At 73.2% G+C, this 26,093-nt stretch carries 17 protein-coding genes and 6 pseudogenes; 16 read left to right on the top strand and 7 right to left on the bottom strand.

The window, feature by feature from the left end; translation table 11 throughout:
- The 9 genes and pseudogenes from ACXKR8_RS39935 to ACXKR8_RS39895 all read left to right on the top strand — a co-directional run bounded on the left by ACXKR8_RS39935 (position 1) and on the right by ACXKR8_RS39895 (position 6,984).
- Entirely contained in the window at positions 1 to 648 is a 648-nt protein-coding gene (locus ACXKR8_RS39935; protein WP_458269399.1) for an NADPH-dependent F420 reductase, read from the top strand.
- 34 nt (positions 649 to 682) lie between these two features.
- Positions 683 to 1,000, top strand: a pseudogene (locus ACXKR8_RS39930) (acyl-CoA dehydrogenase family protein); the annotation flags it as partial.
- Positions 1,001 to 1,055: 55 nt separating this feature from the next.
- The gene (locus tag ACXKR8_RS39925; protein ID WP_462100038.1) at positions 1,056 to 1,979 is read left to right on the top strand and encodes an acyl-CoA dehydrogenase family protein; all 924 of its coding nucleotides are present in this window, start codon (positions 1,056 to 1,058) and stop codon (positions 1,977 to 1,979) included.
- Positions 1,976 to 2,707 carry an HAD family hydrolase gene (locus ACXKR8_RS39920; protein ID WP_458269397.1) on the top strand — a complete coding sequence of 244 codons (732 nt, stop codon included), beginning with the start codon at positions 1,976 to 1,978 and terminating at the stop codon, positions 2,705 to 2,707. Before ACXKR8_RS39925 ends, ACXKR8_RS39920 begins: the two co-directional genes overlap by 4 nt.
- On the top strand, positions 2,704 to 3,720 hold the full coding sequence (locus ACXKR8_RS39915) for a phosphotransferase family protein (protein WP_458269396.1): 1,017 nt from the start codon (positions 2,704 to 2,706) through the stop codon (positions 3,718 to 3,720). Before ACXKR8_RS39920 ends, ACXKR8_RS39915 begins: the two co-directional genes overlap by 4 nt.
- Positions 3,717 to 4,589 (top strand): SDR family NAD(P)-dependent oxidoreductase, encoded by an 873-nt coding sequence (locus tag ACXKR8_RS39910; RefSeq protein ID WP_458269395.1) that lies wholly within the window; start codon positions 3,717 to 3,719, stop codon positions 4,587 to 4,589. Before ACXKR8_RS39915 ends, ACXKR8_RS39910 begins: the two co-directional genes overlap by 4 nt.
- The gene (locus tag ACXKR8_RS39905; protein ID WP_458269394.1) at positions 4,589 to 5,572 is read left to right on the top strand and encodes an NADPH:quinone oxidoreductase family protein; all 984 of its coding nucleotides are present in this window, start codon (positions 4,589 to 4,591) and stop codon (positions 5,570 to 5,572) included. The genes ACXKR8_RS39910 and ACXKR8_RS39905 overlap by 1 nt, the downstream gene beginning before the upstream one ends.
- 3 nt (positions 5,573 to 5,575) lie before the next feature.
- Positions 5,576 to 6,238 carry a TetR family transcriptional regulator gene (locus ACXKR8_RS39900; RefSeq protein ID WP_458269393.1) on the top strand — a complete coding sequence of 221 codons (663 nt, stop codon included), beginning with the start codon at positions 5,576 to 5,578 and terminating at the stop codon, positions 6,236 to 6,238.
- Entirely contained in the window at positions 6,235 to 6,984 is a 750-nt protein-coding gene (locus ACXKR8_RS39895; RefSeq protein ID WP_458269392.1) for an SDR family NAD(P)-dependent oxidoreductase, read from the top strand. The genes ACXKR8_RS39900 and ACXKR8_RS39895 overlap by 4 nt, the downstream gene beginning before the upstream one ends.
- Positions 6,985 to 6,988: 4 nt before the next feature.
- Here the strand turns inward: ACXKR8_RS39895 and ACXKR8_RS39890 are convergent.
- A pseudogene (locus ACXKR8_RS39890) lies at positions 6,989 to 8,183 on the bottom strand (MbnB/TglH/ChrH family RiPP precursor modification enzyme); the annotation flags it as partial.
- A 20-nt stretch (positions 8,184 to 8,203) separates the two neighbouring features.
- A complete protein-coding gene (locus ACXKR8_RS39885) occupies positions 8,204 to 9,079 on the bottom strand; it encodes a TIGR04222 domain-containing membrane protein (RefSeq protein ID WP_458269391.1) in 876 nt (291 codons plus the stop codon).
- A 208-nt stretch (positions 9,080 to 9,287) separates the two neighbouring features.
- On the opposite strand from ACXKR8_RS39885, the gene ACXKR8_RS39880 reads away from it, so the two are divergent.
- Positions 9,288 to 10,277, top strand: coding sequence for an LLM class flavin-dependent oxidoreductase (locus ACXKR8_RS39880; protein ID WP_458269390.1), 990 nt, complete (start codon positions 9,288 to 9,290; stop codon positions 10,275 to 10,277).
- Positions 10,278 to 10,403: 126 nt separating this feature from the next.
- Positions 10,404 to 11,858 carry a dihydrolipoyl dehydrogenase family protein gene (locus ACXKR8_RS39875; protein ID WP_458269389.1) on the top strand — a complete coding sequence of 485 codons (1,455 nt, stop codon included), beginning with the start codon at positions 10,404 to 10,406 and terminating at the stop codon, positions 11,856 to 11,858.
- A gap of 32 nt (positions 11,859 to 11,890) precedes the next feature.
- Here the strand turns inward: ACXKR8_RS39875 and ACXKR8_RS39870 are convergent.
- Positions 11,891 to 12,914 (bottom strand): annotated as a pseudogene (locus ACXKR8_RS39870) (LacI family DNA-binding transcriptional regulator).
- Here ACXKR8_RS39870 and ACXKR8_RS39865 point away from each other — a divergent pair.
- Together ACXKR8_RS39865 and ACXKR8_RS39860 are read left to right on the top strand one after the other, a co-directional pair.
- A pseudogene (locus tag ACXKR8_RS39865) lies at positions 12,901 to 14,096 on the top strand (NAD(P)/FAD-dependent oxidoreductase); the annotation flags it as partial. The pseudogenes ACXKR8_RS39870 and ACXKR8_RS39865 overlap by 14 nt on opposite strands.
- 71 nt (positions 14,097 to 14,167) lie before the next feature.
- Positions 14,168 to 14,399 (top strand): annotated as a pseudogene (locus ACXKR8_RS39860) (FAD-dependent oxidoreductase); the annotation flags it as partial.
- A gap of 1 nt (position 14,400) precedes the next feature.
- Here ACXKR8_RS39860 and ACXKR8_RS39855 read toward each other — a convergent pair.
- Positions 14,401 to 14,646, bottom strand: coding sequence for a hypothetical protein (locus ACXKR8_RS39855; RefSeq protein WP_458269386.1), 246 nt, complete (start codon positions 14,644 to 14,646; stop codon positions 14,401 to 14,403).
- 128 nt (positions 14,647 to 14,774) lie between these two features.
- Here ACXKR8_RS39855 and ACXKR8_RS39850 point away from each other — a divergent pair, with 128 nt between their 5' ends.
- Positions 14,775 to 15,764, top strand: coding sequence for a zinc-binding dehydrogenase (locus ACXKR8_RS39850; protein ID WP_458269385.1), 990 nt, complete (start codon positions 14,775 to 14,777; stop codon positions 15,762 to 15,764).
- Here ACXKR8_RS39850 and ACXKR8_RS39845 read toward each other — a convergent pair.
- Positions 15,721 to 17,081 (bottom strand): annotated as a pseudogene (locus tag ACXKR8_RS39845) (MFS transporter). The gene ACXKR8_RS39850 and the pseudogene ACXKR8_RS39845 sit on opposite strands and share 44 nt — an antisense overlap.
- 164 nt (positions 17,082 to 17,245) lie before the next feature.
- Here ACXKR8_RS39845 and ACXKR8_RS39840 point away from each other — a divergent pair.
- Both ACXKR8_RS39840 and ACXKR8_RS39835 read left to right on the top strand, forming a co-directional pair.
- Positions 17,246 to 20,896, top strand: a complete 3,651-nt coding sequence (locus tag ACXKR8_RS39840) for an ABC transporter permease (RefSeq protein ID WP_458269383.1) — start codon at positions 17,246 to 17,248, stop codon at positions 20,894 to 20,896.
- A complete protein-coding gene (locus tag ACXKR8_RS39835; RefSeq protein ID WP_458269382.1) occupies positions 20,893 to 23,772 on the top strand; it encodes an FtsX-like permease family protein in 2,880 nt (959 codons plus the stop codon). The genes ACXKR8_RS39840 and ACXKR8_RS39835 overlap by 4 nt, the downstream gene beginning before the upstream one ends.
- A 40-nt stretch (positions 23,773 to 23,812) precedes the next feature.
- Here the strand turns inward: ACXKR8_RS39835 and ACXKR8_RS39830 are convergent, their stop codons facing one another.
- Together ACXKR8_RS39830 and ACXKR8_RS39825 are read right to left on the bottom strand one after the other, a co-directional pair.
- Entirely contained in the window at positions 23,813 to 24,604 is a 792-nt protein-coding gene (locus ACXKR8_RS39830; RefSeq protein WP_458275211.1) for a pentapeptide repeat-containing protein, read from the bottom strand.
- 201 nt (positions 24,605 to 24,805) lie between these two features.
- Positions 24,806 to 26,035: a hypothetical protein gene (locus ACXKR8_RS39825; protein ID WP_458269381.1), complete on the bottom strand. Its 1,230-nt coding sequence runs from the start codon at positions 26,033 to 26,035 to the stop codon at positions 24,806 to 24,808.
- Positions 26,036 to 26,093 lie beyond the last annotated feature (58 nt).

Below are 26,093 nucleotides of genomic sequence, written 5' to 3'. Positions count from 1 at the left end.
ATGAAGATCGCCGTATTCGGAACCGGAGATGTCGGCCGACGGCTCGCCGGCAAGCTCGTCTCGCTCGGCCATGACGTCACGATGGGCTCCCGCACCGCCGACAACGCCGACGCCACCCGGTGGGCCGCCGAGAGCGGCGGCGGGCACGGCACCTTCGCCGACGCCGCCGCGGGCAGTGAGCTGGTGGTCAACGCCACCGGCGGCCTGGTGTCGCTGGCGGCGCTGCAGGCCGCGGGCGCGGCGAACCTGCGTGGAAAGGTCCTGGTGGACGTCTCCAACGCGCTGGACTTCTCGGCCGGGTTCCCGCCCAGCGTGGTCACCCCGGACGGGGCGAGCGTCGCCGAGCAGCTGCAGAAGGCGTTCCCGGAGACCAGGGTGGTGAAGACCCTCAACACCATGACCAACACGGTGATGGTCGAACCGGGTCTGATCCCCGGCCACCACAATGTCTTCCTCAGCGGCAACGACCCCGAGGCGAAGGCCCAGGTCGCAGCACTGCTGGAATCCTTCGGCTGGGCCGCCGGGCAGATCCTGGACCTGGGCGACCTGTCGAGCGCGGGGGCGACGGAACTGCTGATGCCGCTGTGGTTGCGCCTCCTCGGCGCGTTCGGCGACGGGAACTTCAACTTCGCGGTGGTCAGGGGGTAGTTGAGTGGGAGACGGTGTGATAACACTGTAATCCATGGCGTGGGACTTCGAGACCGACCAGGATTTCGAGGAGCAGCTCGTCTGGATGCGCTCCTTCATCGACCGCGAGCTGATTCCGCTTGAGCCTGTCTTCGACCAACTGCCGGACCACGAATGGCTGGTGGTCCGGCAGCATCTCCAGGACCAGGTGAAGGCACAGGGACTGTGGGGTGCGTTCCTGGACCCGCGCCTCGGCGGGACCGGCTTCGGCCAGCTGAAACTGGCGCTGATGTCCGAGGTCATCGGCCGCTGCATGATGTCGATGACCGTCTTCGGGGTGCAGGCCCCCGACAGCGGCAATATGGAACTGCTGGCCCACGGCGCCGACGAGGCCCAGAAGGAGCGCTGGCTCTGGCCCAATCTGCGCGGTGAGATCTCCAGCGCGTTCGCCCTCACCGAGCCCTTCCACGGCCGGCGCCGACCCGACCGTACTGGGCACCACCGCCGTGCTGGACGGCGACGCGTGGGTGCTCAACGGCCACAAGTGGTTCATCACCAACGCCTCGGTGGCCGACATCGTGCTGGTCTTCGCCGAGACCACGCCGGAGGGCCGACCGCACCGGCACGCCTCGGTGTTCGTGGTGCCGGCCGGCACCCCGGGCATGGAGATCGTCCGCGACATCGGCACCATGGCCCACCCGGAGGTGGAGTTCGGACGCCCGGGCAACCACGCCGAGATTCGGTTCCACGACTGCCGGGTGCCGGCCGACCACCTGATCGGCGCCCCCGGCGACGGCTTCGTCCTGGCCCAGCAGCGGCTCGGCGGAGGCCGGATCCACCATGCGATGCGCTGGCTCGGACAGGCCCAGCGGTCGCTGGACATCATGTGCGAGCGGGCGGTGTCGCGGACCTCGCACGGTCGGCCGCTCGGCGGACACCAGATGGTGCAGGACTATGTGGCGCTCTCGCACATGGAGATCCAGGCGGCCCGGCTGCTCACCTTCCAGACCGCGTGGCGGATGGACCGGCACGGCGCCAAGGCCGTCCGGGCCGAGCTGGGCATGGTCAAGGCCCATGTGTCCAAGGTGGTCCTCGGTGTGCTCGACCGCACCATCCAGGTCTGCGGAGCGCTCGGCTACTCCAGCGATCTGCCGGTGGAGTCCTGGTACCGGTCGACCCGGTTCGGGCCGATCGGCGACGGCCCCGACGAACTGCACAAGTCGGTCCTCGCCCGCACCCTGCTCGCGCGGCACACCCCGGTCGAGGGCTGGCCGACCGAGCACATCCCCAGCCGCCGGCCCGCCGCCGAGGCCAAATGGGCCCAACTGCGGGCGGCGGCGGGCGTGATATGAAGGCCGTCCTCTTCGACTTCGCGGGCACGCTGTTCAGCGACCGGGCGCTGCGCGGGGTGCATCTGGAGCAACTCAGGTTCGTGGCCGGGGCAGTGGGCGTCGAGGCCGCCGACCGGCAGCTGCGGGCCGCATACCGGGAGGGCCTGGGCCTCGCGTACCGGGCGGTGACCAGGAGTCAGTTCTACTCCCACCGCGAGCTGTTCGCCGAGGCGTTCACCGCGACGGCGGCGGCGCTGGGGCGGGAGCTCGACCCCGTGGTGGCCCGGGCCGCCGTGGACCGCCAGTACCGGGCCACCATCGAGGCGGCGACACTGCGGGCCGACGTCGTGGACACCCTGCGCGAGTTGCGGGTGATGGGCGTCCATGTGCAGATCGTCTCGAACATGGACCAGGAGCAACTGGCCGGGCTCATCGACCGGCTCGGCCTCGGCGAACTGCTCGACGCCGCGACCAGCTCCGAGGCAGCCGGATCCTGCAAGCCCGATCCCGGCATCTACCGGGTCGCGCTGACCAAGGCCTTCTGCCAGCCCGCGGAGGCGCTGTTCGTCGGCGACAGCCCGCGCCACGACGTGCACGGGCCGTCCGCGCTGGGCATGCGCACGGCCTGGCTGACGGTCGACGCCGGGCCCGAACCGCCTCTGGTCCAGGCCGACTTCGTGATCACCGCGCTCGCCGAGGTGCCCGGGATCGTGCGCCGGGAGATCCTGCACCGGGAGAGGGCGCGATGACCCCCCTGGAGCGGTTCCTCGACGCACGGCTCGGTGACCGACGACCCGTCAGTGTGCAACCGCTGACCGGCGGTGGCTCCTGCGAGGCCTTCGCGGTGACCCGCGACCAGGACCGGTGGGTGCTCCGCCGGGCGCCGAAGCACGCCAGTGCGTCCTCTGCGCACGATGTGCTGCGCGAGTTCCGCATCCTCGACGCCATCAAGGACGAGCCGGTGCCGATCGCCCGCCCGGTGCTGGCCTGTGCGGACCCGGCGGTCTTCGGTGCGCCGTTCTACCTGATGCAGCGGATCGACGGGGTGCCGGTCCGCAACCGGATCCCGGCGGCCTGGGCCCACTCCCCCGCCGAGCAACCCGCGGCCCTGGACCAGCTGGTCGACGCCCTGGTGGCGATCCACGCCGTGGACTGGCGGGCCTGCGGCCTCGCCGACCTCGACCGCTCGGCCGCCGCCCCGGACCGGAGCAGGACCGCACGCTGGCTGGCCCAACTGGAGTCCTACGACGGACGGGAGCTGCCGGCCGCCCACCGGATCGCCGCCTGGCTCGACGCCAACCAGCCCCCTGATCAGCCCGCGGCGCTCTGCCACGGGGACTACAAGCTCGACAACGTGCTCTTCGCCCCCGAATCGCCGCCCCGGCTGCTCGCGGTGGTGGACTGGGAGATGGCGGCCGTCGGCGACCCCCTGGTCGACCTGGCCTGGGCGCTGGTCTTCCATCCGGGCCCGGAGGGCACGCTGCGGCTCGGCGTCAGCAAGGAGCCCGCCTTCGCCGTCGACCAACTCCCAAGCCGCTCCGCACTGATCGCCCGCTACGCCGACCGGTCCGGCCGCGACGTGGGCGCGCTGGGCTGGTACGACGTGTTCGCCCGCTGGAAGCTCGCGGTCGTCCTCGAAGGCAGCTACGCCATGTTCCTCCGTGGCCAGTCCCCCCATCCGGTGCACGCGCACTTCGGCCGCCAGGCCGACCTGCTGCTGCACAGCGCCATCACCGTCATCGAGCGAGGAGACCTGACGTGAGCGAGCCCAGCCAACCCCCGGTGCTGTCGCTGACCGGCCGCACGGCCCTGGTGACGGGAGGCGGGACCGGCCTCGGCAAGGCCACCGCGATCGCCCTCGCCGCAGCCGGGGCCCAGGTCACCATCTGCGGACCGGAACCCGAGGTCCTGGCCGCGACCAGGGACGAACTGGCCGCCGCCGGACTGGTCGGGGTGCGGGCAGTCACCGCCGATGTCACCGACGAGGACCAGGTCGCCGCGGCGGTCGACGCGGCGGCGGCGGACGGTGTGCTGGACATCGCGGTGGCCAACGCCGGGACCGCGATGCCCGGTTCGCTGCTCCATCTGACCGCCGAGCACTGGATGCTGCCGCTCGGCGTCAATGTGCTGGGCACCGCCCACACCATCAAGCACGCGGCCCGGCTGATGCGGATCAGGGGCGGGTCCATCATCACCATGTCGTCCATCGCCAGTGCCCGACCCGCGGCGTTCATGGGCAGCTACTCGGTGAGCAAAGCCGCCGTCGACGAACTCACCCGGTTCGCCGCCGCCGAGCTGGGGCGCTTCGGCATCCGGGTGAACGGCATCCGGCCCGGCTGGATGGACACCGAGTCCAGCGCGGCGGCGACCACCGAGGAGAACCTGGCGCTGATCCGCAGCGGCACCCCGCTCGCGGCGGCCGACCCGCTCGCCAGCCCCCTCGGCGACCCGGCCCATGTGGGCCGTGCCGTGGTCTACTTCGCCTCCGACTACTCGGCCTGGATCACCGGCCAGATCCTCGGGGTGTGCGGCGGCTCCTCACTGCCACCGGCGGCGGGCGACTTCTCCCATATCGCCGCCATGCTGTTCCCCGAGGAGACCGCCCGCGACTTCGGAACGGAGGGCCCCTGATGCGGGCCTGGCAGGTGCAGCGGCACGGCGAACCCGCGGAGGTGCTCCGCCAGGTCGAGATCGATCCGCCGGAACCGGGCCCCGGGCAGCTGCGCATTCGGGTCAGCGCCGCCGGGATCGGCCTGCCGGATGTGCTGATGTGCCGCGGCACCTACCCGCTGACACCGGCCCTGCCGTTCACCCCGGGGCAGGAGGTGGTCGGCACAGTCAGCGCGGTCGGAACCGGGGTCGACGTACCCCTCGGGACAAGGGTGCTGGCGGTGACGGCGTTCACCGAAGGACACGGCTCGTTCGCCGAGGAGTGCCTGGCCCCGGCCGGCTCCACCTTCCCGGTCCCGGACGGTCTCGACGACGCCCGGGCGGCGGGCTTCTGGATCCCGCACCTCACCGGTTGGCTCGCTCTGGTCGCACGGGGCCGGCTCGCCCCGGGTGACCGGCTGGCGGTGCTGGGCGCCGCCGGTGGGAGCGGCAGCGCCGCGATCCAGCTCGGACGGGCGCTCGGCGCCCGAGTCATCGCCGTTGTCATCGGCGATGACCGCGCGCAGTACTGCCGCGACCTCGGCGCCGAGGTGGCGCTGAACCACCGCGACGGACCCCCGCTCGGCGCCGCGCTCCGCGAGGCCACCGGGGGCCACGGCGTCGACCTGGTCTACGACCCGGTCGGCGGGACGCTCGCGGCCGAGGCGGCGGGCGCGCTGGCCCGGGGCGGACGGTTGCTCTCGGTCGGTTTCGCCAGCGGCTCCTGGCCGGAGATCCCGGCCCACCAGTGGGTGCTCGGCAACACCTCGCTGGTGGGGGTGTTCGCCGGCGGCTACTCCCGGGCCGGACTCGACGGCGTCCACGCCGAACTGTCCGCGCTGGTGGGCGCGGGCCGGCTGCGGAACACCGTGACCGGCACCGTGGACTTCGACCAACTTCCGGACGCCCTGCGGCGCCTGGCCGACCGCGCCGTCCTCGGCAAACTCGTACTCGGAGGAGCCTGAACCGTGGCCAAGCCCCATGACCTCGCCCTCGACGCCGACCAGATCGTCGCCGCGGCCGTCTCGATCCTCAACGAGCAGGGCCTCGACGCGGTCAGCATGCGCAGCGTGTCGGCCCGCCTCGGGGTGTCGCCGGTCCCGCTCTACAGCCGGGTCGGCAACAAGGAGGCGCTGATCGAGGCCATCGCCGACCAGTTGCTCGCCGACCTGGCCCCGCCCGGAGCCGAGGACGAGCCCTGGACCGCCTACGCCCCGCGCTGGGCCGCCGAACTTCGGCTCCGGCTGAGGCAGATGCGCGACAGCCGGTTGATCGTGGCCCCACGCCGACAGGCCTACGTCGAGGCCTCCCGTCCGCTGGTGGAGGCGATGCGCCGGGACGGCCTCGCCGCCGACGCCGCGGTGCGGGCCTGCCGGCTGGTGATGTGGGCGACGGTGGGCTTTGTGGCGCTTGAAGCAGGCGCGGAGCCGCCGGTCGGCGGGGCCAGGCGCGGGGTGCGGCCGGGCGGCGACGCCGGGGGTGTGTCGGCCGAGGACGCCGACACACTGTTCGCGCTGCACATCCGCTATCTGGTCGAGGGCATCGCCCGCGACGCGGCCGACGGCCCAGACCCGGAGCTGGAGCCGGAACTGGAACTGGAACTGGAACTGGAACTGGGAGCGAGCGAATGAGCATTCCCACGCTGCGCGCCGACGGCAAGGTCGTGGTGGTCACCGGCGGCAGCAAGGGGCTCGGCCGGGCCATGGCGCTGGGATTCGCCGAGGCCGGCGCGGACGTCGTCGTCGCCAGCCGCAAGCTCGCACCCTGCCAGGCAGTGGCCGAGGAGATCCGCGCACTCGGCGGGAGAGCGCTGGCGTTCGGCTGCCATGTGGGTGACTGGGAGCAGTGCGAGGCGCTGGTGACCGCGACCGTCGCCGAGTTCGGCCGCATCGACGTGCTGGTCAACAACGCCGGCATCGCCCCGGTGCCGCCGTCGCTCCAGGCGGTGACCTCCGAGCTGTTCGACAAGACCATCGCGGTCAATCTGAAGGGCCCGCTGCGGCTCACCGCGCTCGCCGTCGAGCACATGGGCCCCGGCGGCTCGGTGATCAACATCAGCTCCAAGGCGTCTCTGCAACCGTCGCCGTTCACCGTCGTCTACGCCGCCGCCAAAGCCGGGCTGAACGCCCTCACCAAGGCCTCGGCGCAGGAGTTCGGCCACCGAGGCATCCGGGTGAACGCGATCGTCTGCGGCACCTTCCACACCGACAGCCTGCACCGCTCCCTGCCCACCGAGACCCTCCAGGCCCGGACCGCCGAGCGGGTGAGCCTGGGCCGGATCGCCGCGGCCGACGAGATCGTGGGCACCGCGCTGTTCCTGGCCGGCGACGCCTCGTCCTATCTGAACGGAGAACTCATCCTGCTCGACGGCGGCTGAGCCGCCACCAGCGGGGTCGCGCGGCGCGGGGCAGCAGACCGCGTGCTTGGAGGAATCGCTCAAAGGCAACGGCATCGGCGTGGCTGCCCGCGCGCAGCGGGTGGGCAGCGGCGTAGTCGGCGAAGTGAGCGCGGTAGTCGCCGACCGGGAGGGCCTGCACCAGCCAGGCGTGGTGGGCGGCGGCCTGGCGTCCGCGTTTGGCCAGCAGGGCCCGGGACTGGATCCGCAGGCGCTCGGGGTCGAACCCCGGCGGCGACTCCCCGCCCGCCACCAACGCGGCCAGCAGCGCCTCCTGCGCGGCAGCGAGAGCCGCACGGGGGCCGGCGTCAGAGTCGGGGCCGGCGTCGAGGCCGGGGTCAGCGTCAGGAAGCGGCATGATGAGTCCTGGCTGCGGCGCCCCGCTGCACCGCCATGCGAATCGCGGCCAGTTCGCCCGCCAGCTCCGCATCCGGCGGGTAGTCACCGTCGCGTTCCAGCAGGACGCCGGGCATGCTGCAGCCTGCGGGCAGCCGTGAGGCGAGGTCGGCCAGCAGGGCCAGCACAGGTTCAGTGACCGGGTGGGTGTGGGTGTCGTGCCAGATGCCGTCCTGCTCCACGCCACCCGCGACATGGACATACGCCACGCGTTCCAGCGGCAGCGCGGCCAGCACCGAGGCCGGATCCGTCCCCAGATTGACCTGGGCGGTGTGCAGATTGGCGACGTCCACCAGCAACAGCACGCCGGTCAGTTCGGCCAGCTCCGAAAGAAATTGACCCTCCGTCAATTCTTCCTCCGGCCAGCTGAACAGCGGGGCGATGTTCTCCAGAGCCAGCGGCACCGGCAGCGCGTCCTGGGCGATCCGGACGTTCTCGGCGAGCACGCCGAGCGCGTCCCGGGTACGGGGAATCGGCAGCAGGTGGCCGGCGTCCAGGCCGCCCGCACGGGTGAACGCGATGTGCTCGCTCACCAGCGGCGACCCCAACTCCTCTGCACACGCGGCAAGATGGGATAGCCGCACCGGGTCGGGACGCTCCGCGCCGCCGAGCGACAGCGCGACCCCGTGCGGCAGGACCGTGCAGCCGCGCTCGCGCAGCACCCGCAGGGATTCCGGCAGCCGGCCCGGGTCGAGGTTCTCGGCGACCGCCTCGACGAAGTCGACTCCGGCCAACCGCTCCACCGTCAGATCGATCTGCGGCCGCCAGCCGATCCCGAACCCCAGGCCGAATCCAGAACCCCCGCTCACCCGCCGCACCCGCCGCCGCCTCCCCCACCACCGCAGCCTCCGCCGCCACAGCTCGACCCACCGCAACTGCTGGTCGCGCCGGCACCGCCCCCCGCCGTGGCCGCCACGCTGCCGAACAGGGCGGACCGCAGGTCCTGGTCCTGCACCCCGCCCGCGCCCAGCGCGGCCACCGCGATCACCGCCGTGGGCACCAGTGCGCCGGTGGAGGTGTAGGCGGCGCCGACCAGCCCGCTGCCGCTGGGCGCCCGCCGGGCCGCCCGGGACATCCGCAGCCCGGCCCGGCTCTGCTCCGGCGGGCCGGACATCGGGATCAGCACCAGCGGGACGGTCAGCGCCATCAGCACCACCAGGCTGCTGATCGGCCGGTCGAGCCGCGCCCCGTTCACCGCCCGCATGATCCCGACCACCAGCACCGCCAGCGGCAGCAGCCCGGTCAACCGGGCCAGCACCCGCCGCCGCGCACTGACCAGCAGCTTCCGATCGACCGCGTCCAAGACCGCCTCCTGGACCTGGCGGGTCTTCCCGGCCCAGCCGCGCACCTCGCTCAGCGTGGCGCTGTCGCGGGTCCCGAAGGAGTCGAGCACCGCCTGCTGCACCGGCTCGTCCGGTCGACCGCCGCAGACGGTCAGCGTCCGGTCCCTGGCGGTGCGCAGGTGGTCGCCCTCGACCAGGGCGTAGACGGCGGTGTCGACCACCCGGTCGCTGCCGCCCGCCACGGCCGCCGCGGTGTAGACGTCCACCGGGCCGGGATCGGCCGGGCCCGAGCCGCGGAGCAGTGACCGGAGCACCAGCACCAGCACGAACGACACCGCGGCGGCGCCGACGTACAGGCCGAGGAACTGGGGGCCGCTGAGGCCCCAGGGATTGGTCATGGCGTCCTCCGTGAGGGGAACAAGGCTCCGACAGCTCCGGGCGGGGGTCTTCGGCGGTGCACGCCCGTCCGTCGGACAGCACGCCCGGGTGCGGCCCGGCGGTTTCCCGGTTGGGTCGGTGCAGTGTACGCATGCCTTGAGGTCCGCTCCTCGGGATGGTAGGCATGCCCATATCTGACACTGCGTCAGCTGCTGGAGGTAGGTCCCGATGACCCTCACCACCCTGCGCTTCAACCAGGTCACCCCCGGCCTCGACCGCCGTGAGGTGTCGGCCCGCTACCGGGCCACCGTCGAGATGGCGGCCTTCGCCGACAGCCATGGCTTCGACCTGGTCACCCTGGAGGAGCACCACGGCGCCGACGACGGCTGGAGCCCGTCCCCGCTGACCACGGCCGCCGCCGTGTTCGGCGCCACCGGGCGGATCGGGGTGATCATCTGCGCCCTGCTCACCCCGCTCTACGAGCCGCTGCGGCTGGCCGAGGACGTCGCCGTGCTGGACCACCTCAGCGGCGGCCGGCTGACCCTGGTCGCCGGGCTCGGCTACCGCCCCGAGGAGTACACCGCCCTCGGCAAGGACTGGAAGCAGCGCGGCACACTCCAGGACGAGGTGCTGGAGACCCTGCTGAAGGCCTGGACCGGCGAGCCCTTCGAGTACCGGGGGCGGACGGTGCGGGTCACGCCGCCGCCGCTGACCCGTCCGCACCCGGGGCTGATGGTCGGCGGCTCGTCCCGGGTGGCGGTGCGCCGGGCGGTGCGGCTGGGGCTGCCGTTCTTCACCGCCGCCTACCTGCCGGAGCTGGTCGCGTACTACGACACGCTGGCCGCCGAAGCCGGTCTGCAGAGCGGTTTCGCCTCGCTGCCGCCCGAGCGCACCGCGATGATCTACTGCACCGAGGACCCGGACAAGGCCTGGGCCGAGTACGGCGACTGCTTCCTGCACGAGGCCCGCACCTACGCGGGCTGGCAGACCGCCGACATCTCCTCCGCCATGGCCAGCGCCGCGACCACCCCGGAGCAGTTGCGCGCCGAGGGCATCTACGCCTGCCTGACCCCGGACGAGTGCCTGGCAGTGGCCGCCACTGAGGGCCCCCTGGGCACCCTGCTGCTGCACCCGCTCTGCGGCGGGCTGCCGATCGACGCCGGCTGGGAGAGCCTGCGGTTGTTCGCCGACCGGGTGGTCCCGCGCCTGGGCGGGTGAACGGACCGGTTCGGCGGGCTAACCGGTCCAGAGGGCTGACCGATTGCTTACACCGCATGGCGAAACCGGACAGGGGCAGTGGAACTCGGGCAGGATCGACTTATCTGCCTAGAGGACGGGAAGCGCATGACGAGCACTCCGCAGGAGAAGGACAGCAGCACCGACTACGACGTGGTCGTGGTGGGGGCGGGTCCGGTCGGCGAGAACGCCGCCGACCGGGTCCGGGCCGCCGGGCTGACCGTGGCGGTCGTCGAGAGCGAGCTGGTCGGCGGCGAGTGCTCGTACTGGGCCTGTATGCCGAGCAAGGCGCTGCTGCGCCCCGCCGTCGCCCTGGCCGAGGCCAGGAGGCTGCCCGGCGCTCGCGAGGCGGTCACCGGACGGCTGGACGCCGCCGCGGTGCTGGCCCGGCGCGACTCCTTCACCTCTCACTGGAAGGACGACGGCCAGGTCGACTGGGTGCGCGGCATCGGCGCGGACCTGGTCCGCGGCCAGGGCCGCCTGGACGGCCCCCGTCGGGTCTTGGTGCTCCAACCGGATGGCGGAAGCGTCACTCTGACGGCCCGTCATGCCGTGGTGCTGGCCACCGGCACCCGGGCGATCGTCCCCGACCTTCCCGGCATCGCCGAGGCCAAGCCGTGGACCAGCCGGGAGGCGACCTCCGCCGCCACCGTCCCCAACCGGCTCGCCGTGGTCGGCGGCGGGGTGGTCGGGGTGGAGATGGCCACCGCCTGGAACGCCCTGGGCTCCGAGGTCACCCTGCTGGTCCGCGGCTCCGGCCTGCTGCCCAACGTGGAGCCGTTCGCCGGGGAGCTGGTCACCGCCGGGCTGACCGAAGCGGGCGTGGATGTGCGCACCGAGGTCTCGGTCACCGAGCTGCGCCGCCCCGACGCCGACGGGCCGGTCACCCTGCGGCTGGACGACGGAGGCGAGTTGGAGGTGGACGAGATCCTCTTCGCCACCGGTCGCGCGCCCCGCACCGAGGACCTGGGTCTGGACACCGTGGGCCTGGAGCCCGGCAGTTGGCTGGACGTGGACGACAGCTGCCGGGTCACCGCCGTCGACGGCGGCTGGCTGTGGGCGGTGGGCGACGTCAACCACCGTGCGCTGCTGACCCATCAGGGCAAGTACCAGGGCCGGATCGCCGGCGACGCCATCGGCGCCCTGGCCGCGGGCCGTCCGCTGGACACCGCGCCCTGGGGCGCGCACACCGCCACGGCCGACGCCGGGGCGGTCCCGCAGGTGGTGTTCACCGACCCGGAGGTCGCCGCCGTGGGCCTGACCGCCGCCCAGGCGCAGCAGGCCGGGCTGCGGGTGCGCGCGGTGGACTACGAGATCGGCAATGTCGCCGGGGCCAGCCTCTACGCGGACGGCTACCGGGGCCACGCCAGGATCGTGGTCGACCTGGACCGGGAGGTACTGGTCGGGGCGACCTTCGTCGGCGCGGCCGTCAGCGAGCTGCTGCACTCGGCGACGATCGCCGTCACCGCCGAGGTGCCGATCGCCCGGCTGTGGCACGCGGTCCCCTCGTACCCGACCATCAGCGAGGTGTGGCTCCGCCTGCTGGAGACCTACCGGGGCTGACCTCGTTGTGGGACAAGCTCCCTGACCGACCGTCAGGGAGCGGTCTCGCCCGAGCCGCGCGGGATCAGCCGAGCCGGGAGCACGATCCGGCGCGGCGGGGCGTCGTCGCCCGCGAGCCGGCGGAACAGCAGCTCGGCGGCGGCGCGGCCGAGTGCCGCCGGGTCCTGGGCGACCACGGTCAGGCCGGGGGTGAGCAGATCGGCCAGTTCCAGGTCGTCGAAGCCCACCAGCGCGGGACGGCGGAGCAGGGACGGCAGCCGGCGCAGCACGCCCAGGGTGATCCGGTTGTTGCCGCAGAGCACGGCGGTCACCGGCGCCGGGCCGCCGGTCACCCGGTCCAACGAGACGGCCACCTGGGACGGATCGGTCGGCGCCATCGCCACCCAGTGCTCGTCCACCGGCAGGGCCGGCGCCCGCCATCGCCTCCCGGTAGCCGCGGAGCCGCTCCGCCGCGGTGTGGATGTGCGGCAGGTCGCCGAGGAAGGCGATCCGGCGGTGACCGTGCCGGATCAGGTGCGCCACGCCCTCTCGCGCTCCCCCGGTGTTGTCGGTGAGCACCGCGTCGGCGTCGATCAGCTGGGCCGGGCGGTCGACGAACACGGCGGCGATCCCGGCGGCCAGCTCCGGCAGCAGATAGCGGTGGTCGTTCCCGGCCGGCACCAGCACCAGGCCGTCCACCCGGCGGGCGCAGAACGCCAGCGCCAGTTCCTGCTCGCGCCGGGACTCCTCCCCGCTGGAGCCGGTGAACAGCAGCGAGCCGTGTGCGCGGGCCACCTCCTCGATGGCCCGGCTGAGCTGGCCGGAGAAAGGGTCGGCGATGTCCTCCAGCAGTAGTCCCACACTGGCGGTCCGGCCCTTGCGCAGCAGCCGCGCGCTGTCATTGCGACGGAACCCCAGCTCAGCGATGGCGTCCTGGACCCGCGCGGTCATGTCCGAGGTGACGCCCGCCTCGCCGTTGACGACCCGCGAGACCGTCTTCAGCCCCACGCCCGCCCTGGCCGCGACGTCCTTCATGGTCGGCCTGGATCCATAGCGCGTGGTCATGCAGGGCAGCATACGTCCGGCCGGTGCCGTGGTGCCCCGCACGGGGGTGGCGGCACCCGCGGATAGGGTCGGGAGGGTCCGGGGGCGGCCCGGGCGTCGCGGGGCGGAACAGAGGCGGTTCGCAGTGACGGAGCATCTGGTGGTCGTCGGCGGGGATGCCGCCGGAATGTCGGCGGCGTCGCAGGCGCGTCGCAGGCGCGGTCCTGACCAGTTGCGGATCACCGCGTTCGAGCAGGGGGACTTCACCTCGTACTCGGCCTGCGGCATCCCCTACTGGGTCGGCGGGCAGGTCGCCGAGCGGGACGCGCTGATCGCGCGGACCCCGGCCGAGCACCGCGAGCACGGGATCGACCTGCGGCTGCGGACCCGGGTGACCGAGATCGACCTGGACCGCCGCCGGGTGCGCAGCCGCCGCACCGACACCGCCGGGGACGGCGACGAGGGCTGGACCGGGTTCGACCAGCTGGTCATCGCCACCGGCGCCGAGCCGCTGCGACCGCCGCTGCCCGGGTTCGACGCGCCCGGGGTGCACGGGGTGCAGACCCTGGACGACGGCGCCGCACTGCTGGCCACCCTGGAGCGGCCTGGACCACGGCGTGCGCCGGGCGGTCGTGGTCGCGGGCGGCTACATCGGGGTGGAGATGGCCGAGGCCATGGTGCAGCGCGGCCTGGAGGTGACCATGGTGCACCGCTCGCCGAGCCGATGGCCACCCTCGACCCCGACATGGGCCGGCTGGTCCGCGAGGCGATGGAGGGGATGGGCATCCAGGTGATCCCCGGCGCCGAGGCCAAGGAGGTGCTGCTGGACGCCTCGGGCCGGCCCCCGCGCCGTGCTCACCACGGCCGGCGAGCACCGGCCGACGTGGTGGTGCTCGGCCTCGGCGTCCGGCCCCGGACGGCGCTGGCGCGGGCGGCCGGGCTGGCGCTGGGCGAGTCCGGCGGCTGCGGACGGACTCCTCCATGCGGGTGGAGGGAGCAGACGGGATCTGGGCGGGCGGTGACTGCGTGGAGGTGCTCAACCTGGTCTCGGGCCGGCACCAGCACATCCGCTCGGCACCCACGCCAATAAGCACGGCCTGGTGATCGGCACCAACATCGGCGGCGGCCGGCAGGTGGTGGGCACCGCCGTGAGCAAGGTCTGCGCACTGGGCCGCACCGGACTGCGTGAACGCGAGGCCACCGCAGCCGGGTTGAGCCGACGACAAGGCCGTGATCACCAGCCGCCGGGGCCGCGGTACGCCGCACCAGCCGGCCTCGCGGCCGGGCCGATGCTCGCCGGCCGACGGAAGATGCTCGGGCGGCTGCTCGGCCTGCAGATCGTCGGCCGAGGGCGCGGCCAAGCGGGTGGACATCGGCGCGGTCGCCCTCACCGCGGGGATGACCGTCGACCAGGTGGTCTCGCTCGACCTCGGCTATGCGCCGCCGTTCTCCCCGGTCTGGGACCCGGTGCAGGTCGCAGCACGGAAACTGGTCTCCGGGCGGGACGCCCAGCGGTAGTTCACCGCGGGGACGGGTCGCTGCCCGCCGTCGGAAGCTGCTCGCGGATCTCCCGCACGCACGGCTCGACCGCGCGGTGCGCGGTGTCCACCACGAGGTGCTCCCGGTCCCAGGCCTCGTAGCGACGGGCGGCGATCTCCTCCCAGGAGGGCAGCGGCAGGTCCGGGATGTCCACGGTGCGCTCGGTCGCGCGGCGGCGGTGCTCGGCCTGGTCCGAGCAGACCACCTCCACCTCGGCGAACGGCACCCGGGGGGCGGCAGAAGCCCAGCACCAAAGTCGTAGCGGGCGTAGTCCCCTGGGCCGAGGTCCGGGCGGCGGTCGGCCGCATAGCGTCGAGCCTGGGAGTCGTCAGGCCGAGGGAAGGGAGCACGCTGATGCGTGCCATCGTGGTGCGGGAGTTCGGCGGACCGGAGCAGTTGCGCTGGGAAGAGGTGCCCGATCCGGTTCCGGGCCCGGGCGAGGTGCTGGTCGAGGTGGAGGCGGCCGGGGTCCAGTTCATCGAGACCCAGATACGGGCGGGCAGCATGCAGGGCGTCTCCCCGGCCGCCCCGGCCGGGCTGCCCTGGACGCCGGGACGCGAGGTGGCCGGAGTGGTCCGCGCGGTCGGCGCGGGGACGGATCCGGAACTGGTCGGACGCCGGGTCGCCGGGCAGACCGCGACCCAGGGCGGGTACGCGGAGCTGGCCGTGCTGGTCGCCGCCATGGCCCACCCGCTGCCGGACCAGCTGAGCAGCACCGACGCCGTGGCGCTGCTCGGCACCGGGCGGACCGCGGTCGGCCTGATCGAGACGGCCGGCATCGGCAAGGGCGACACCGTCCTGATCGAGTCCGCCGCCGGCGCGGTCGGCGCCCAGGTGATCCAACTCGCCCGCGCGGCCGGCGCCGAGCGGATCATCGGGCTGGCCCGCGGCGAGGAGAAGCTGAAACTGGTACGGGAGTTGGGCGCGGACGCCGCCGTCGACTACACCGCGGAGGACTGGCCGGCCCAGGTACGGGCCGCCGCGCCGGACGGGGTGACCGTGGTCCTGGACGCGGTCGGCGGGGAGATCGCCGGCCAGGCGTTCGAGCTGCTGGCCCCGGGCGGACGCTTTGTCACCTTCGGCTTCGCCAGCGGGGTGAGGACCGTGCTCGATCCGGCGGTGGTGGCCGAGCGGGGCATCCTCACCCCCGCCTACTTCGGGCCGCCGACGGGTCCGCGCAGCCCGCAGGAGCAGCTGCGGCAGACCCGCGAGGCGCTGGCCGCGGCGGCGGACGGCCGGCTGAAGCCGCTGGTCGGACAGAGCTTCCCGCTCGCCGACGCGGCCGCCGCGCATGAGGCGATCAGCGCTCGGGCGACGGTGGGCAAGACCGTGCTGATTCCCTAGCTGGGGCGGTACGGCCCGGCAGTTCCTTCCCCAGGCGGGCCAGCGGGGAGAGGGCCAGCAGCAGGGGCGAGAACGCCAGCCCGATGGCGGCCAGCAGCAGACTCCGGCGCAGCCCGCACTGGCCGGCCAGCCAGCCGCCGAGCAGTGAACCGAGCGGCGTCAGCCCCATCCCGATGACATTGATGCTCGCCACCACCCGGCCCTGCAACCGAACCGGGGTGACCGCCTGCCGAACGGCCATGACACTGACGTCGACCAACTGACTGAGGCCGCCGAACAGGAAGTTGACGACCAGTAGCAGGGGATGGTGACGACGGAGGAGCCGTGCAGTGCGGGCACGCCGAGCATCACGGCGTCGGCGAGCGCCGCCGAGGACACCAGCACCGTGCCGTAGCCGAACCTCCTCGGCAGCCTGGCCGCCAGCAGCGAACCCACGACCGCACCCGGTCCCATCGCCGCGAGCACCAGGCCGACCGCGATGCCCGACAGATGCAGTCCGCGTGGCAGGAAGAGCAGATAGACGGTCATCAGAGCGGCGAAGCTGAACTGGAAGACCGCAGAGGCCAGACCCACCGACCGCAACCAGGGATCTCGCAACACGAGTTGGAGACCTTCGTGAATCTGCCGCCCCAGCCGCATGCGCTGCTCGGCGGGCTCGGGCAACGACTCGGGGCGGTGGATGCGGCGGATCGACAGAAAGGACAGCGCGAAGAAGAACACACTGGTCAGGACGGCCATCGGCGCGGAGAACAGTGACACGGCCGCGCCACCGACTGCGGGGCCGCCGATCTGCGCCGCGGATCTGCTGCCCTCCAGCGCGCTGTTTCCTTGAATGAGTTGACTGCGCGTCACCAGCCGTACCAACGAGGCCTGGTAGGCCACATCGAAGAACACCGAGAGCACGCCGACCAGGAAGGCGACGATCAGCAGCACCGGAAGGCCGAGCCTGCCGAGCAGACAGGCGATCGGCACAACCGCCAGCACCAGAGCCCGGCCGAGGTCCGCCAGCGCCATCACCGTACGGGAGCGCCAGCGGTCCACCCAGGCGCCGACCAGGAGCGAGCACAGCAGGATCGGCGCCTGCTCCACCGCGCGCAGTACGCCGAGTTGGCCAGGACCGGCGTTGAGCGACACCACAGCCAGCAGCGGCAGGGTCACCTGACTGGCTTGTGCGCCGAGTTGGGAGGCGGTCTGACCCGCCCACAGTCTGCGAAAGTCACCGTCCCGCCAGAGGCTGGACAGGGGTGTGGCAGGAGAAACGAACGGCACAGGGATTCCTTGAGTTACCGAGGCTGCATGCGAGGACAGGTCGGACATGACCTACAACGTCAACGCATGCTCGGGCAGCCGGGCATTTCAGCTCCTCAGGAATCGCTTGGTGGTCGAAGAGTACGTGCTGAAGTTGCTCGGGGATACCCCCTGGATCTTTGGGAGAGCGCTCTCTAGGATGTGCCGACGAACACGGCGACGGGGGGCGCGAGTTGATCGGCTTTGTGCTGCAGCGGCTGCGGGCGCAACGGCTGCTGATCGGCGCCGCGCTGCTCACTGTGCTGTTCTCCACCTGTGTGCTGGCGACCCTGGCCGGGTTCACCTCCTCGATCGGCGACGCCGGGGTGCGGCGCACGCTGACAGGGACCGACGCGGCGGCGACCCCGCTGCTGCTCCAGGCCCAATTCAGCTACCAGGAAAGGGCAAAGGCGCAGAAAAAGGCGCAGGCAATCGCCCGACACGCCTTTCCCGGGGTGCCGTTCACGCTCTACCCGCTGGCGCAGTCAAGCCCGTTGGTGCTTCCCGCGCAGGCGGGCCGGGTGGTGAAACCGGGCGCGCCGACAACCCAGGACACCGCCTCTCTGGCTGCCCTCGACCACAGCAAACTCCGCCTCATCCAAGGCAGTTGGCCGAACCAGCAGGCGGCCCCGGCCGGGGTGGTCCCGGTGGACGTGCCCGGCGCCGCCCTGCAGCGGCTGGCGGCGCCGCTCGGCTCGGTGCTGACCCTGCACGGCCTGATCGACCACCGCGCGCTCCGGATCCAACTGGTCGGTGTCTACGCCCCCCGTGACAGCGAGGACCGCTACTGGCAGCTCGACCCCCTGCACGGCAAGGGCGTACTGCAGAGCGGCGGCGGAGCGACCTACGGCCCGCTGTTGCTCGACGACCGCAGCTTCGGCTCGGGGGCCGTGGTCCAGGACACCCTGGACGTGCTGGCCGTCCCCGACCTGGGGCAACTTCAGGCAAGCGGTCTGAACGCCCTTGCCGCCGCCGACAGCGCCGTCCTGACCTCGCTCGCCACCCCGCCGGGCGCCGGCGGAACCAGCGGTTCCGGCGGCGAGCTGGGCGGCTCCATCGGCGACTCGGTCAGTGGAAGTTTCACCGGCAGCAGCGAACTCCCCTCCCTGCTGCTGCAGTTGCAACGGTCGGTACTGGTGTCCCGATCAACCCTGCTGGTGGGTGTGCTGCAGCTGACCCTGCTCGCGCTGTTCACCCTGCTGCTCGCGGCCCGGCTGCTGGCGGAGGAGCGGGTGCCGGAGAACGGCCTGCTCAGGGCCAGGGGCGCGGCACCGGGATGGCTCGGCCGGCTCTCCGCGATCGAGGCCGCGCTGCTGGTTCTGCCCGCCGTCGTACTGTCGCCGCTGCTGGCCGGCCCGCTGATCCGACTGCTCGCCGCCTACGGTCCGGCCACACGGCCGGGTGCGGGCCTCGGCCTGGACGCAGGCCGGGGCGCGGGCCTGCGGCTGGACGGGCCGCTACCGGGCGCGGTGTGGTGGGCGACGCTGCTGAGCGCCGCGGTCTGTGCGCTGGTGCTGCTCGGACCGACCCTGCTGCAGAATCTGGCCGAGATCCGCGGCGACGCCAGGAGCCGGGCCAGAACCGGCAGCAGGGCCAGGACCAGCGGTGGAATCGGGGCGCGCGCCCGCCGCGCCGCGCTGCCGGGGCTGGTCCGCGGCGGCGTGGACCTGGCCCTGATCGTCCTGGCCGCGGCGGCCTACTGGCAGTTGGACCACTACGCGGGCCAGGGCGCGCTGACCGGCGTCGCCGACGGCGGAGACGCGGCAACGGGCGGAACCGGCGGCGGGCTCGGCATCGATCCGGTGCTGGTCGCCGCCCCGGCCCTGGTCCTGCTGGCCGGTTCGGTCACCGCCCTGCGGCTGCTGCCGCTCGCCGCCCACCTCGCCGACCGGCTGGTCTCCCGGCTGCGCGGGCTGCCCGGCGCGCTGGTGGGCTGGCAGCTGTCCCGGCGTCCGCAGCAGGGGGCGGGGCCGATCGTGGTGCTGGCCCTGGCCACCGCTGTCGGTATCCTGGCGCTGGGCCAGAACGCCAGCTGGCAGCAGTCCCAGTCGGACCAGGCGACCTTCAACACCGGCGCGGACGTCAGGATCGCCGACACCGGCCTCCCCGCCTACGGGCAGGGCGGCGCCATCGCGCCGGTGCCGGGGGTGGCCGCGGCCGTGCCGGTGGCGCGGAACTCGCTGAGCCTCAGCGCGGGACGCACCGGCGAGCTGCTCGCCCTGGACACTCGTACCGAGTCCGGACTGCTGGACTGGCGCCCGGACCTCACCCACGGCAGGACCGCCGCGCAGTTGCTGCGCCCGCTCGCCGATCCCCCGCTGCCGCCCGCGGAGCAGGGCATCCAGCTGCCCGGCCGACCCAGCACCCTTGTCCTGAAGGTGAGTTCCGGTCTGATAGGCGTAAAGGGGCAGCACCTCGGCACCGCCGGGATGAACCAGGACAGCGACCGGCTGCGGCTGACCCTGACCGACCGCTACGGCCTGAGCTACCTCCAGGAGCCGCGGTCGGTGCCGCTGGACGGGGCCGTGCACAGCCTGGTCTTCGACCTGACCACAGCGGCGGGCAGCGGCGTCCCCGCCTACCCGTTGACGATCAGTTCGATCAGTCTGCTGTCACCGGTCTCGACGACCAGGTCGGTGCGTCAGGACTTCACCATCGACGCCGTGCGCACCAGTCAGACCGGCGCCCCCTCGACCGCACTCGCCAGTGTGCCGCTGCCTGCCGGTTTCTCCTGGTCGGCGGTCTTCGACGCGGGCCCGGGCGACCGGGCGGTCGACTCCGACGGCACCGAGACCGAGCTCTACCTCCCCGGGCGGGTGCGGTCCGCCGTCAGCAGCGCCGGGACCCCGCTCACGCTGAGCCTGGACAGCGGCCGGGTCGGCAGCGATCCCACCGCGATCGATCCCGGCGACCCGACCCTGCTGGCCTCCACCGTCGTGCTCAGCGCCCGGCAACCGCCCGGACGCGACGGCCCGCTGCCCGCCGTGGTGGACCAGGGGTTCCTGGACGCCACCGGATCGCGGGTCGGCTCGGTCGTGGCGCTGCCGGGCGGCGCCGGGGCGGTACAGATCCGGATCACCGCCGTGGTCGATGCGATTCCCGGCACCGGCGTCGAGGCGGAGCAGGGGTCCGGCGGCTCCGGGCCGGTCCAGGGGTCCGGCCTGGCCGGCTCCACCGAGGCGACCTACGGCGGCGCGGTGCTGGTCGATCTGGCTTCCTACGACCGTCGGGCCCAGGCCGGCAGCAGCGGCACGGTCCTGCTGCCGAGCGAGTGGTGGCTGCGGGTCGACGGTGCACCCGGCGCGGAGCAGCGGGTGGCGCAGGACCGGGTCGCCGACGAGCTGCGGGCGCTGCCCGACGTCCGGGTCGTCTACACCAGGGACGACACCGAGGCGGCGCTGCGGACCGATCCGCTGGGCACCGGGCCCGAGACCGCCCTGTTCGCGGCGATGGCGCTGGCCGCGCTGCTGGCGGGGGTGGGCTTCGCCATGGGCACGGTGTCGATGCTCAGGAGACAGCGGGGCGAGACCGCGGTCCTGCGCGCGCTGGGCGCGTCAGCGGTTCTGCTGGCCCGGGCGACCACGGCGCGACTGGTGCTGCCGGTCCTGGTCGGGATGGGGATCGGCGTGGCGCTGGGTGAATTGCTGACCCGGCTGGTCGTCCCGCTGCTGATCCTGACCCCGCAGGCGGCCCGGCCGACCCCGCCGCTGCTGGTGCGGATCCCGGGCGGGCAGCTGGGCCTGCTGCTGTTGGCCGTCGGCACCGTCCCCTTGCTGGTCGCCGCCCTGGCCGGGCTGCGCAGCGGCGAACCGACCCGGGTGCTGCGCGATCGGGAGGCGTCATGAGCAGCACCCGCAGGACACCGTCCGACTCAACCGCGGTGACGTCCTGGACCCGGACCCGGCTGGGCAGTGCCAAGGGTGCGGCGCTGGCGCTGACCCTGCTGACTCTGCTGACGGTCTTTCTGGCCACGTCTTTCCCACGGCAGTTGGAGCGCTATCAGGACCAGGCGCTGAACCGGTCACTGGCCTCGGCCCCGCAGTTGGGCCGCAGTATCGAGGGCCATTCCGTGGTCGGCCGGGACATCGACGACCGTGGCGTCGCCAACTCCTATCTCGCGCCGGCCGGCCTCGTCGCCGACGCCGGCTCGCTGAGCGACGCCGTCCATCCGCCGCTCAGCGTTCGACCTCAGGACGTCAGCAGCGGCCTGCACACCACCAGTGCCTCGGACCAGCTGACCGACCCCGGGCTGCCCGCGCCCAACGGGGTGCCCCCGATCCTCACCCTGGACTCGCAGCCGGACCCGGCCACCCATGCCCGGCTGCTCTCGGGAAGGCTGCCACGAGGCCCAATCATCGATCAAGAAAAGCCCTTTGACGAGGCATCAACTCTTGAGGTGGCGATCACCAACTCCACCGCGGACGCCCTGCGGCTCCGTCTCGGCGCCACCCTGCACCTCAGCCCGGCCCATGGGCGCCCGCTGCTGATCCACGTCGTCGGCATCCTCCGCCCCAGCGACCCCAGGGCGGCGTACTGGACGGCGGAGCCGCTGCTCGCTGCTCCGGCCCTGGAGACGCTGCCGATGACCACGATCCACTTCTGGCACGCCGAGGCCCTGGTCGCACCGGGCGCCACGGCCACGCTCACCGCGATCGGCGACGTCGAGGCGTACTGGTGGCTCCCGCTGGCGCCGGGCAGCCTCCAGGTCGACCAGGTCGGCCCGGCGCTGACCCAGCTCGCCGACCTGGTCACCGGGCCGGACTCGACCACCCTCGCCAGTCTGGACAGCCTGCCGGGCGGCATGCAGGTCAGCACCGGCCTGCCGGACCTGCTCACCGGTTTCACCTCGCAGAACGACGCGATCACCCCGGTGCTCACCATCGGCGTGAGCGGCTGCGCGGGGGCGGTGCTCGCGGTGCTGCTGATGGCCGGCGGTCTCGCCGCCGACCGGCGCAGGAACGAACTCGCACTGATGCGCGGACGCGGCGCGAGCATGCCCGGCCTGGCCCGCCTCCTGTTCGGCGAAACCCTGGTCTGCACCACCACCGGCGCGGTGCTGGGTGCGGGAGCGGCCTTCCTGCTGCTCCCCGCCCCGCACCGGACGGTGCCCGCGCTGGCCGGGTTCGCGGTCTGGGCGGTGGCGAGCACCGCCGTTCCGCTGCGCTGCCTGGCCGGGCACAGCCGTCCGCAGCCGACCGCACGGGCGGAAGGACTGCTCACGGCACGTCCGTCCCGGCGGCGGACCGTGGCCGAACTGACCACGCTGCTGGTCGCCGTGGCGGCCGCCGTGTCCGTGCGCAGGCAGGGCCTGGCCCCCGGCGGCGGCGCGGCGGCCGGCGGGGTCGACCCGCTGCTGAGCGGCGCGCCCGCGCTGCTGGGGCTGGCCGGCGCACTGCTGCTGGTCCGGCTCTACCCGTGGCCGCTGCGCGTCGCGTCCCGGCCCACCGCGAGGCGCGGCGGGGCGGTGGCGTTCCTGGGGCTGGCCCGGGCCGGACGCTCCTCCGCCGGGGTTTCGCTGCTGCCGCTGCTGGCCCTGCTGCTGGCGCTCACCGTGACCTCGTTCGGCACCGAGGTGCTCGGCGGCGTCACCGATGCCCACGCCGCCCAGTCGCTCCGGCTGGTAGGCGCGGACGCCTCGGTCAGCAGCGAGGGCGGCCCGCTCCCGGCCGCGCTGGTGACGGCGGTCGGTCGCAGCCCCGGGGTGCGGTCGGTGCTGGGCATCGGGGTGGACCAGCCGGAGACCTACGCCCCGAACGGCCTGCTCTTCGAGCTCGACGGGGTGGACCCGACCCGTTACGCGGCCCTGTCGCGCAGCGTGGACGCGGGCACCTTCGCCCCCTCGCTGCTGCGGTACAGCGGCGGCGGCGCGGGCGGAAGCGCGGGCAGCGCCAGCACAGGCGGCAGCGCGGGCGGCGGAAGCGCGGGCGGAAGCGCGGGTCCGATCCCGGTGCTGGCCTCGCGGGCGCTGGCGGCCTCCATGGGGGCCGGCCCGCACACCCTCGACACCCATGCCTTCGGCCCGCTCACCGTCCGCGTCGTGGGCACGCTCCCGCACGACCTCGCCAACCCGCTGGGCGAGTTCATGGTCGTCCCGCAGACCGCCCTGCCCCCGCTGCTCAGCACCGGGAAGCCGATCGCGCCGAGCTCACTGCTGCTCAGCGGCCCGGTGGACGCCGGAGCCCTGCGGGCGACGGTCAAGGCCCACGCCGGGCACACCCTGGTGGCGCTGCGGATCCGCTCCGAGGTGGCCGCGCAGACCCTGGTCGCCACCCCGCTGCAGAACGGCGCGGAGCAGTTGTATGCGTGGACCGTCGCCGCGGCGGCCCTGCTGACCCTGATCGCCGTCCTGCTGTCGCTGCTCCAGGCCGTGCCGGAACGGGCCTCGCTGCTGGCCCGGCTGCGCACGATGGGGATGACGCCGCGTCAGGGCTACCGGCTGATCCTGGTCGAGGCGCTGCCGCAGATCCTGCTGGGCGTCCTCGCCGGAACGGGTCTCGGGCTGGTCGCCATCCCGCTCTTCGGCCCCTCGGTCGATCTCTCCGCGCTGGCCGGCGACACCGACCCGGGCCGCGCGGTCGGCCTCCAGCCGCACTGGCTCCCGCTGCTGGCACCGGGGCTGGGGCTGCTGCTGCTCGCCGCCGGGGTGGTCGCCGCGGAGGCGGCGGTGATCGGCCGCCGACAGATCGCGGTGGAACTGCGGGCCGGTGGCGGAGGGCAGTAGAACGCCTACGAAAAAGGACAGTTGATACCTGAGTCGTGCGTCACCAGTGCGCCGGTCGGGCCAGCGTCGGCGGCAGCACGGTCGTGCTGTCGCCGACCGCGGCGTCCAGTTGGGACTGGATCAGGAACAGGGCGCCGGTCAGATCCGCGCCCCGGACGTCCGTGCCACGGAAGTCAGCGCCGATGACATCGGCCCCGCGCAGGTCCGCGCGCCGCAGGTCGGCGCCGATCAGGTACGCCCCGCGCAGGTTGGCGCCGCGCAGGTCGGCGGAGGCCAGCTTGGCGCCGATCAGATCGGCCCCGCGGTGGTCCTTGCGCTTCCCCTTCGCCTTCACCTCGGCCCGGGCCAGTTCGCTGGCGCGCAGCAGCAGCACATTGACCTCTGCCCGGAGCGCGGGCACGTCCGTCCGGCGCAGCGTGTCCGGGCGCGTCAGGGTGAGCGCCCGGGTCCGGTCCAGGGCGGCCCGGAGCTCGTCGTGGACGCTGCGGGCGGCCGGCAGCCGCAGCGCCTCGGTGAGGTAGTGGAGCAGTTCGTGCAGATCCCGCATCACCGGGAACACCTCGAACATCTGCCGTGCCGTCTTCGGCGCCTGCCGCCAGTCCTGGCCGCCGAAGGTCACCTGGGCGACCTTCTGCCCCGCGCCGAAGCAGTCGTAGACGGTGCAGCCCGTAAATCCCTTGTCCCGCAGCCGGGTGTGGATGCCGCAGCCGAAGTCCTGCCGCAGATTGGGGCAGGCCTGCCCGGCGTTCTTGTTGATCGCGAAGTCGGCCGAGGCCGCGAAGGCCGGGACGACGCAGCAGAGCGCGAAGCAGTTGGCGCAGTCGGCCCGCAGCTCGCCGCCCTCGGGCGGTGCGGACGTTGCGGGCTGTGCGGGCTGTGCGGACGCTGCGGACTGCGCGGACTGTTCGGGCTGGTGGTTCTCGGGCACGGGTCGGGTGCTTCCGGACGAGGCGGGGAGGTGCTGGTCACGGCCGCCGCCCGGCGGGGGCGACGAGCCGTGACCAGCCTAGGGCAAAGCCCGGCCGACCCTGGTTCAGCTGCGGTGGGGCACCCAGACCGCGGCGTGGTAGGGGCCGTTGGCGGTGTAGGGGTCCGGCGGGGTCAGGGCCGCGCTGCCGACCACCACCCCGGCCCGGTTGGACTGGTTCGCCGTGGAGTTGAGGCCGCCCAGGGCCGGCAGCCGGGTGAAGCTGTTGCTGCTGATCCGGTAGGCGAAGGCGAAGGAGTTCGCCGCGAACACGTCCCCCACCACCAGGTTGCCGTTGATGCCGTTGGCCTGGGTGACCCCGATCCCGGGACCGATCACGGTGGTCGTGTGCGTGCGGAGGCTGTAGCTGTACTCGATCAGGGAGTCACTGCCGACAATGGTGTTCCCGCTGATCAGCGGACTGATCTTCAGTCCGGGCCCGGTCGTGGACATCAGCCGGGTGCGCAGGTCGTAGCTGAAGACCGCCAGCCCGCCGTAGCCGGGCACGGTCGACTGGGACTGGCCGACGACGGTGTGCCCGCTGATCCCGTAGACCCTGGTGAAGGTACCGCCGAGGCTGCCGATGTCGGTCGTCCGGTGGGTCCGCAGGTCGTAGACGAACCCGCGCCGGGCCAACGGCGGATTGCCGGCCGGCGTCGAGTCGCCGACCACGTAGGATCCGCTGACCCCGGTCGCGTAGCTGTTCCCGGACGGGCCGTCCAGGCTGCCGAGGTCGGTCCTGGCACCGGTCCGCAGGTCGTAGCTGAACGCACGGGTCTGCGCGTCGCCCGCGGTGGTGGACGTGCCGACCAGGGTGTGGCCGGTGACCCCCACGAGGCTGGTGGAGCTGCCGCCGAGGCCGCTGATGCCGGTCACCCGGCGGGTGCGCAGATCGTAGACGAACGCGTAGGTGGCGGGATCGCCCGGACGGTGGGACGAGCCGAGCACCAGTGAGCCGTCCACGGCCGTCGCCGTGCTCGAACTACCGGTGCTGCCAAGGCTGCCGAGGGCGCCGATGTCGGTCGTCCGGTGGGTGCGCAGGTTGTAGCTGAACGCATGGGTGGTGGTGTTCCCGGTGGTGCTGGACGAGCCGACGACCGTATCGCCGTCGATCGCGGTGGCGTTGCTGGCGGTTCCGCCGAGCGTGCCGAGGTCGACGACGGTGTACGTCACCGTCCCCGCCGCGTCGGCGCCGACTGCGGACGCCTGACCCGCGCCCACCGTGCCGACCGTGAGCAGCGCGAACACGCCGACCGCGGCGAGCGCGCGCGTGCGTAAGCGACTTGTTGCCTTCATGTGTGCCCCCTGCGAAAAGGATCGGGACTGCTTCCGTGGTGCCTCTCGCTCCCGGACA

The organism is Streptacidiphilus sp. PAMC 29251 (assembly GCF_054208735.2).
Note: the sequence above shows the minus strand (reverse complement) of the source record. Positions and strands in the feature narration are given on the sequence as shown.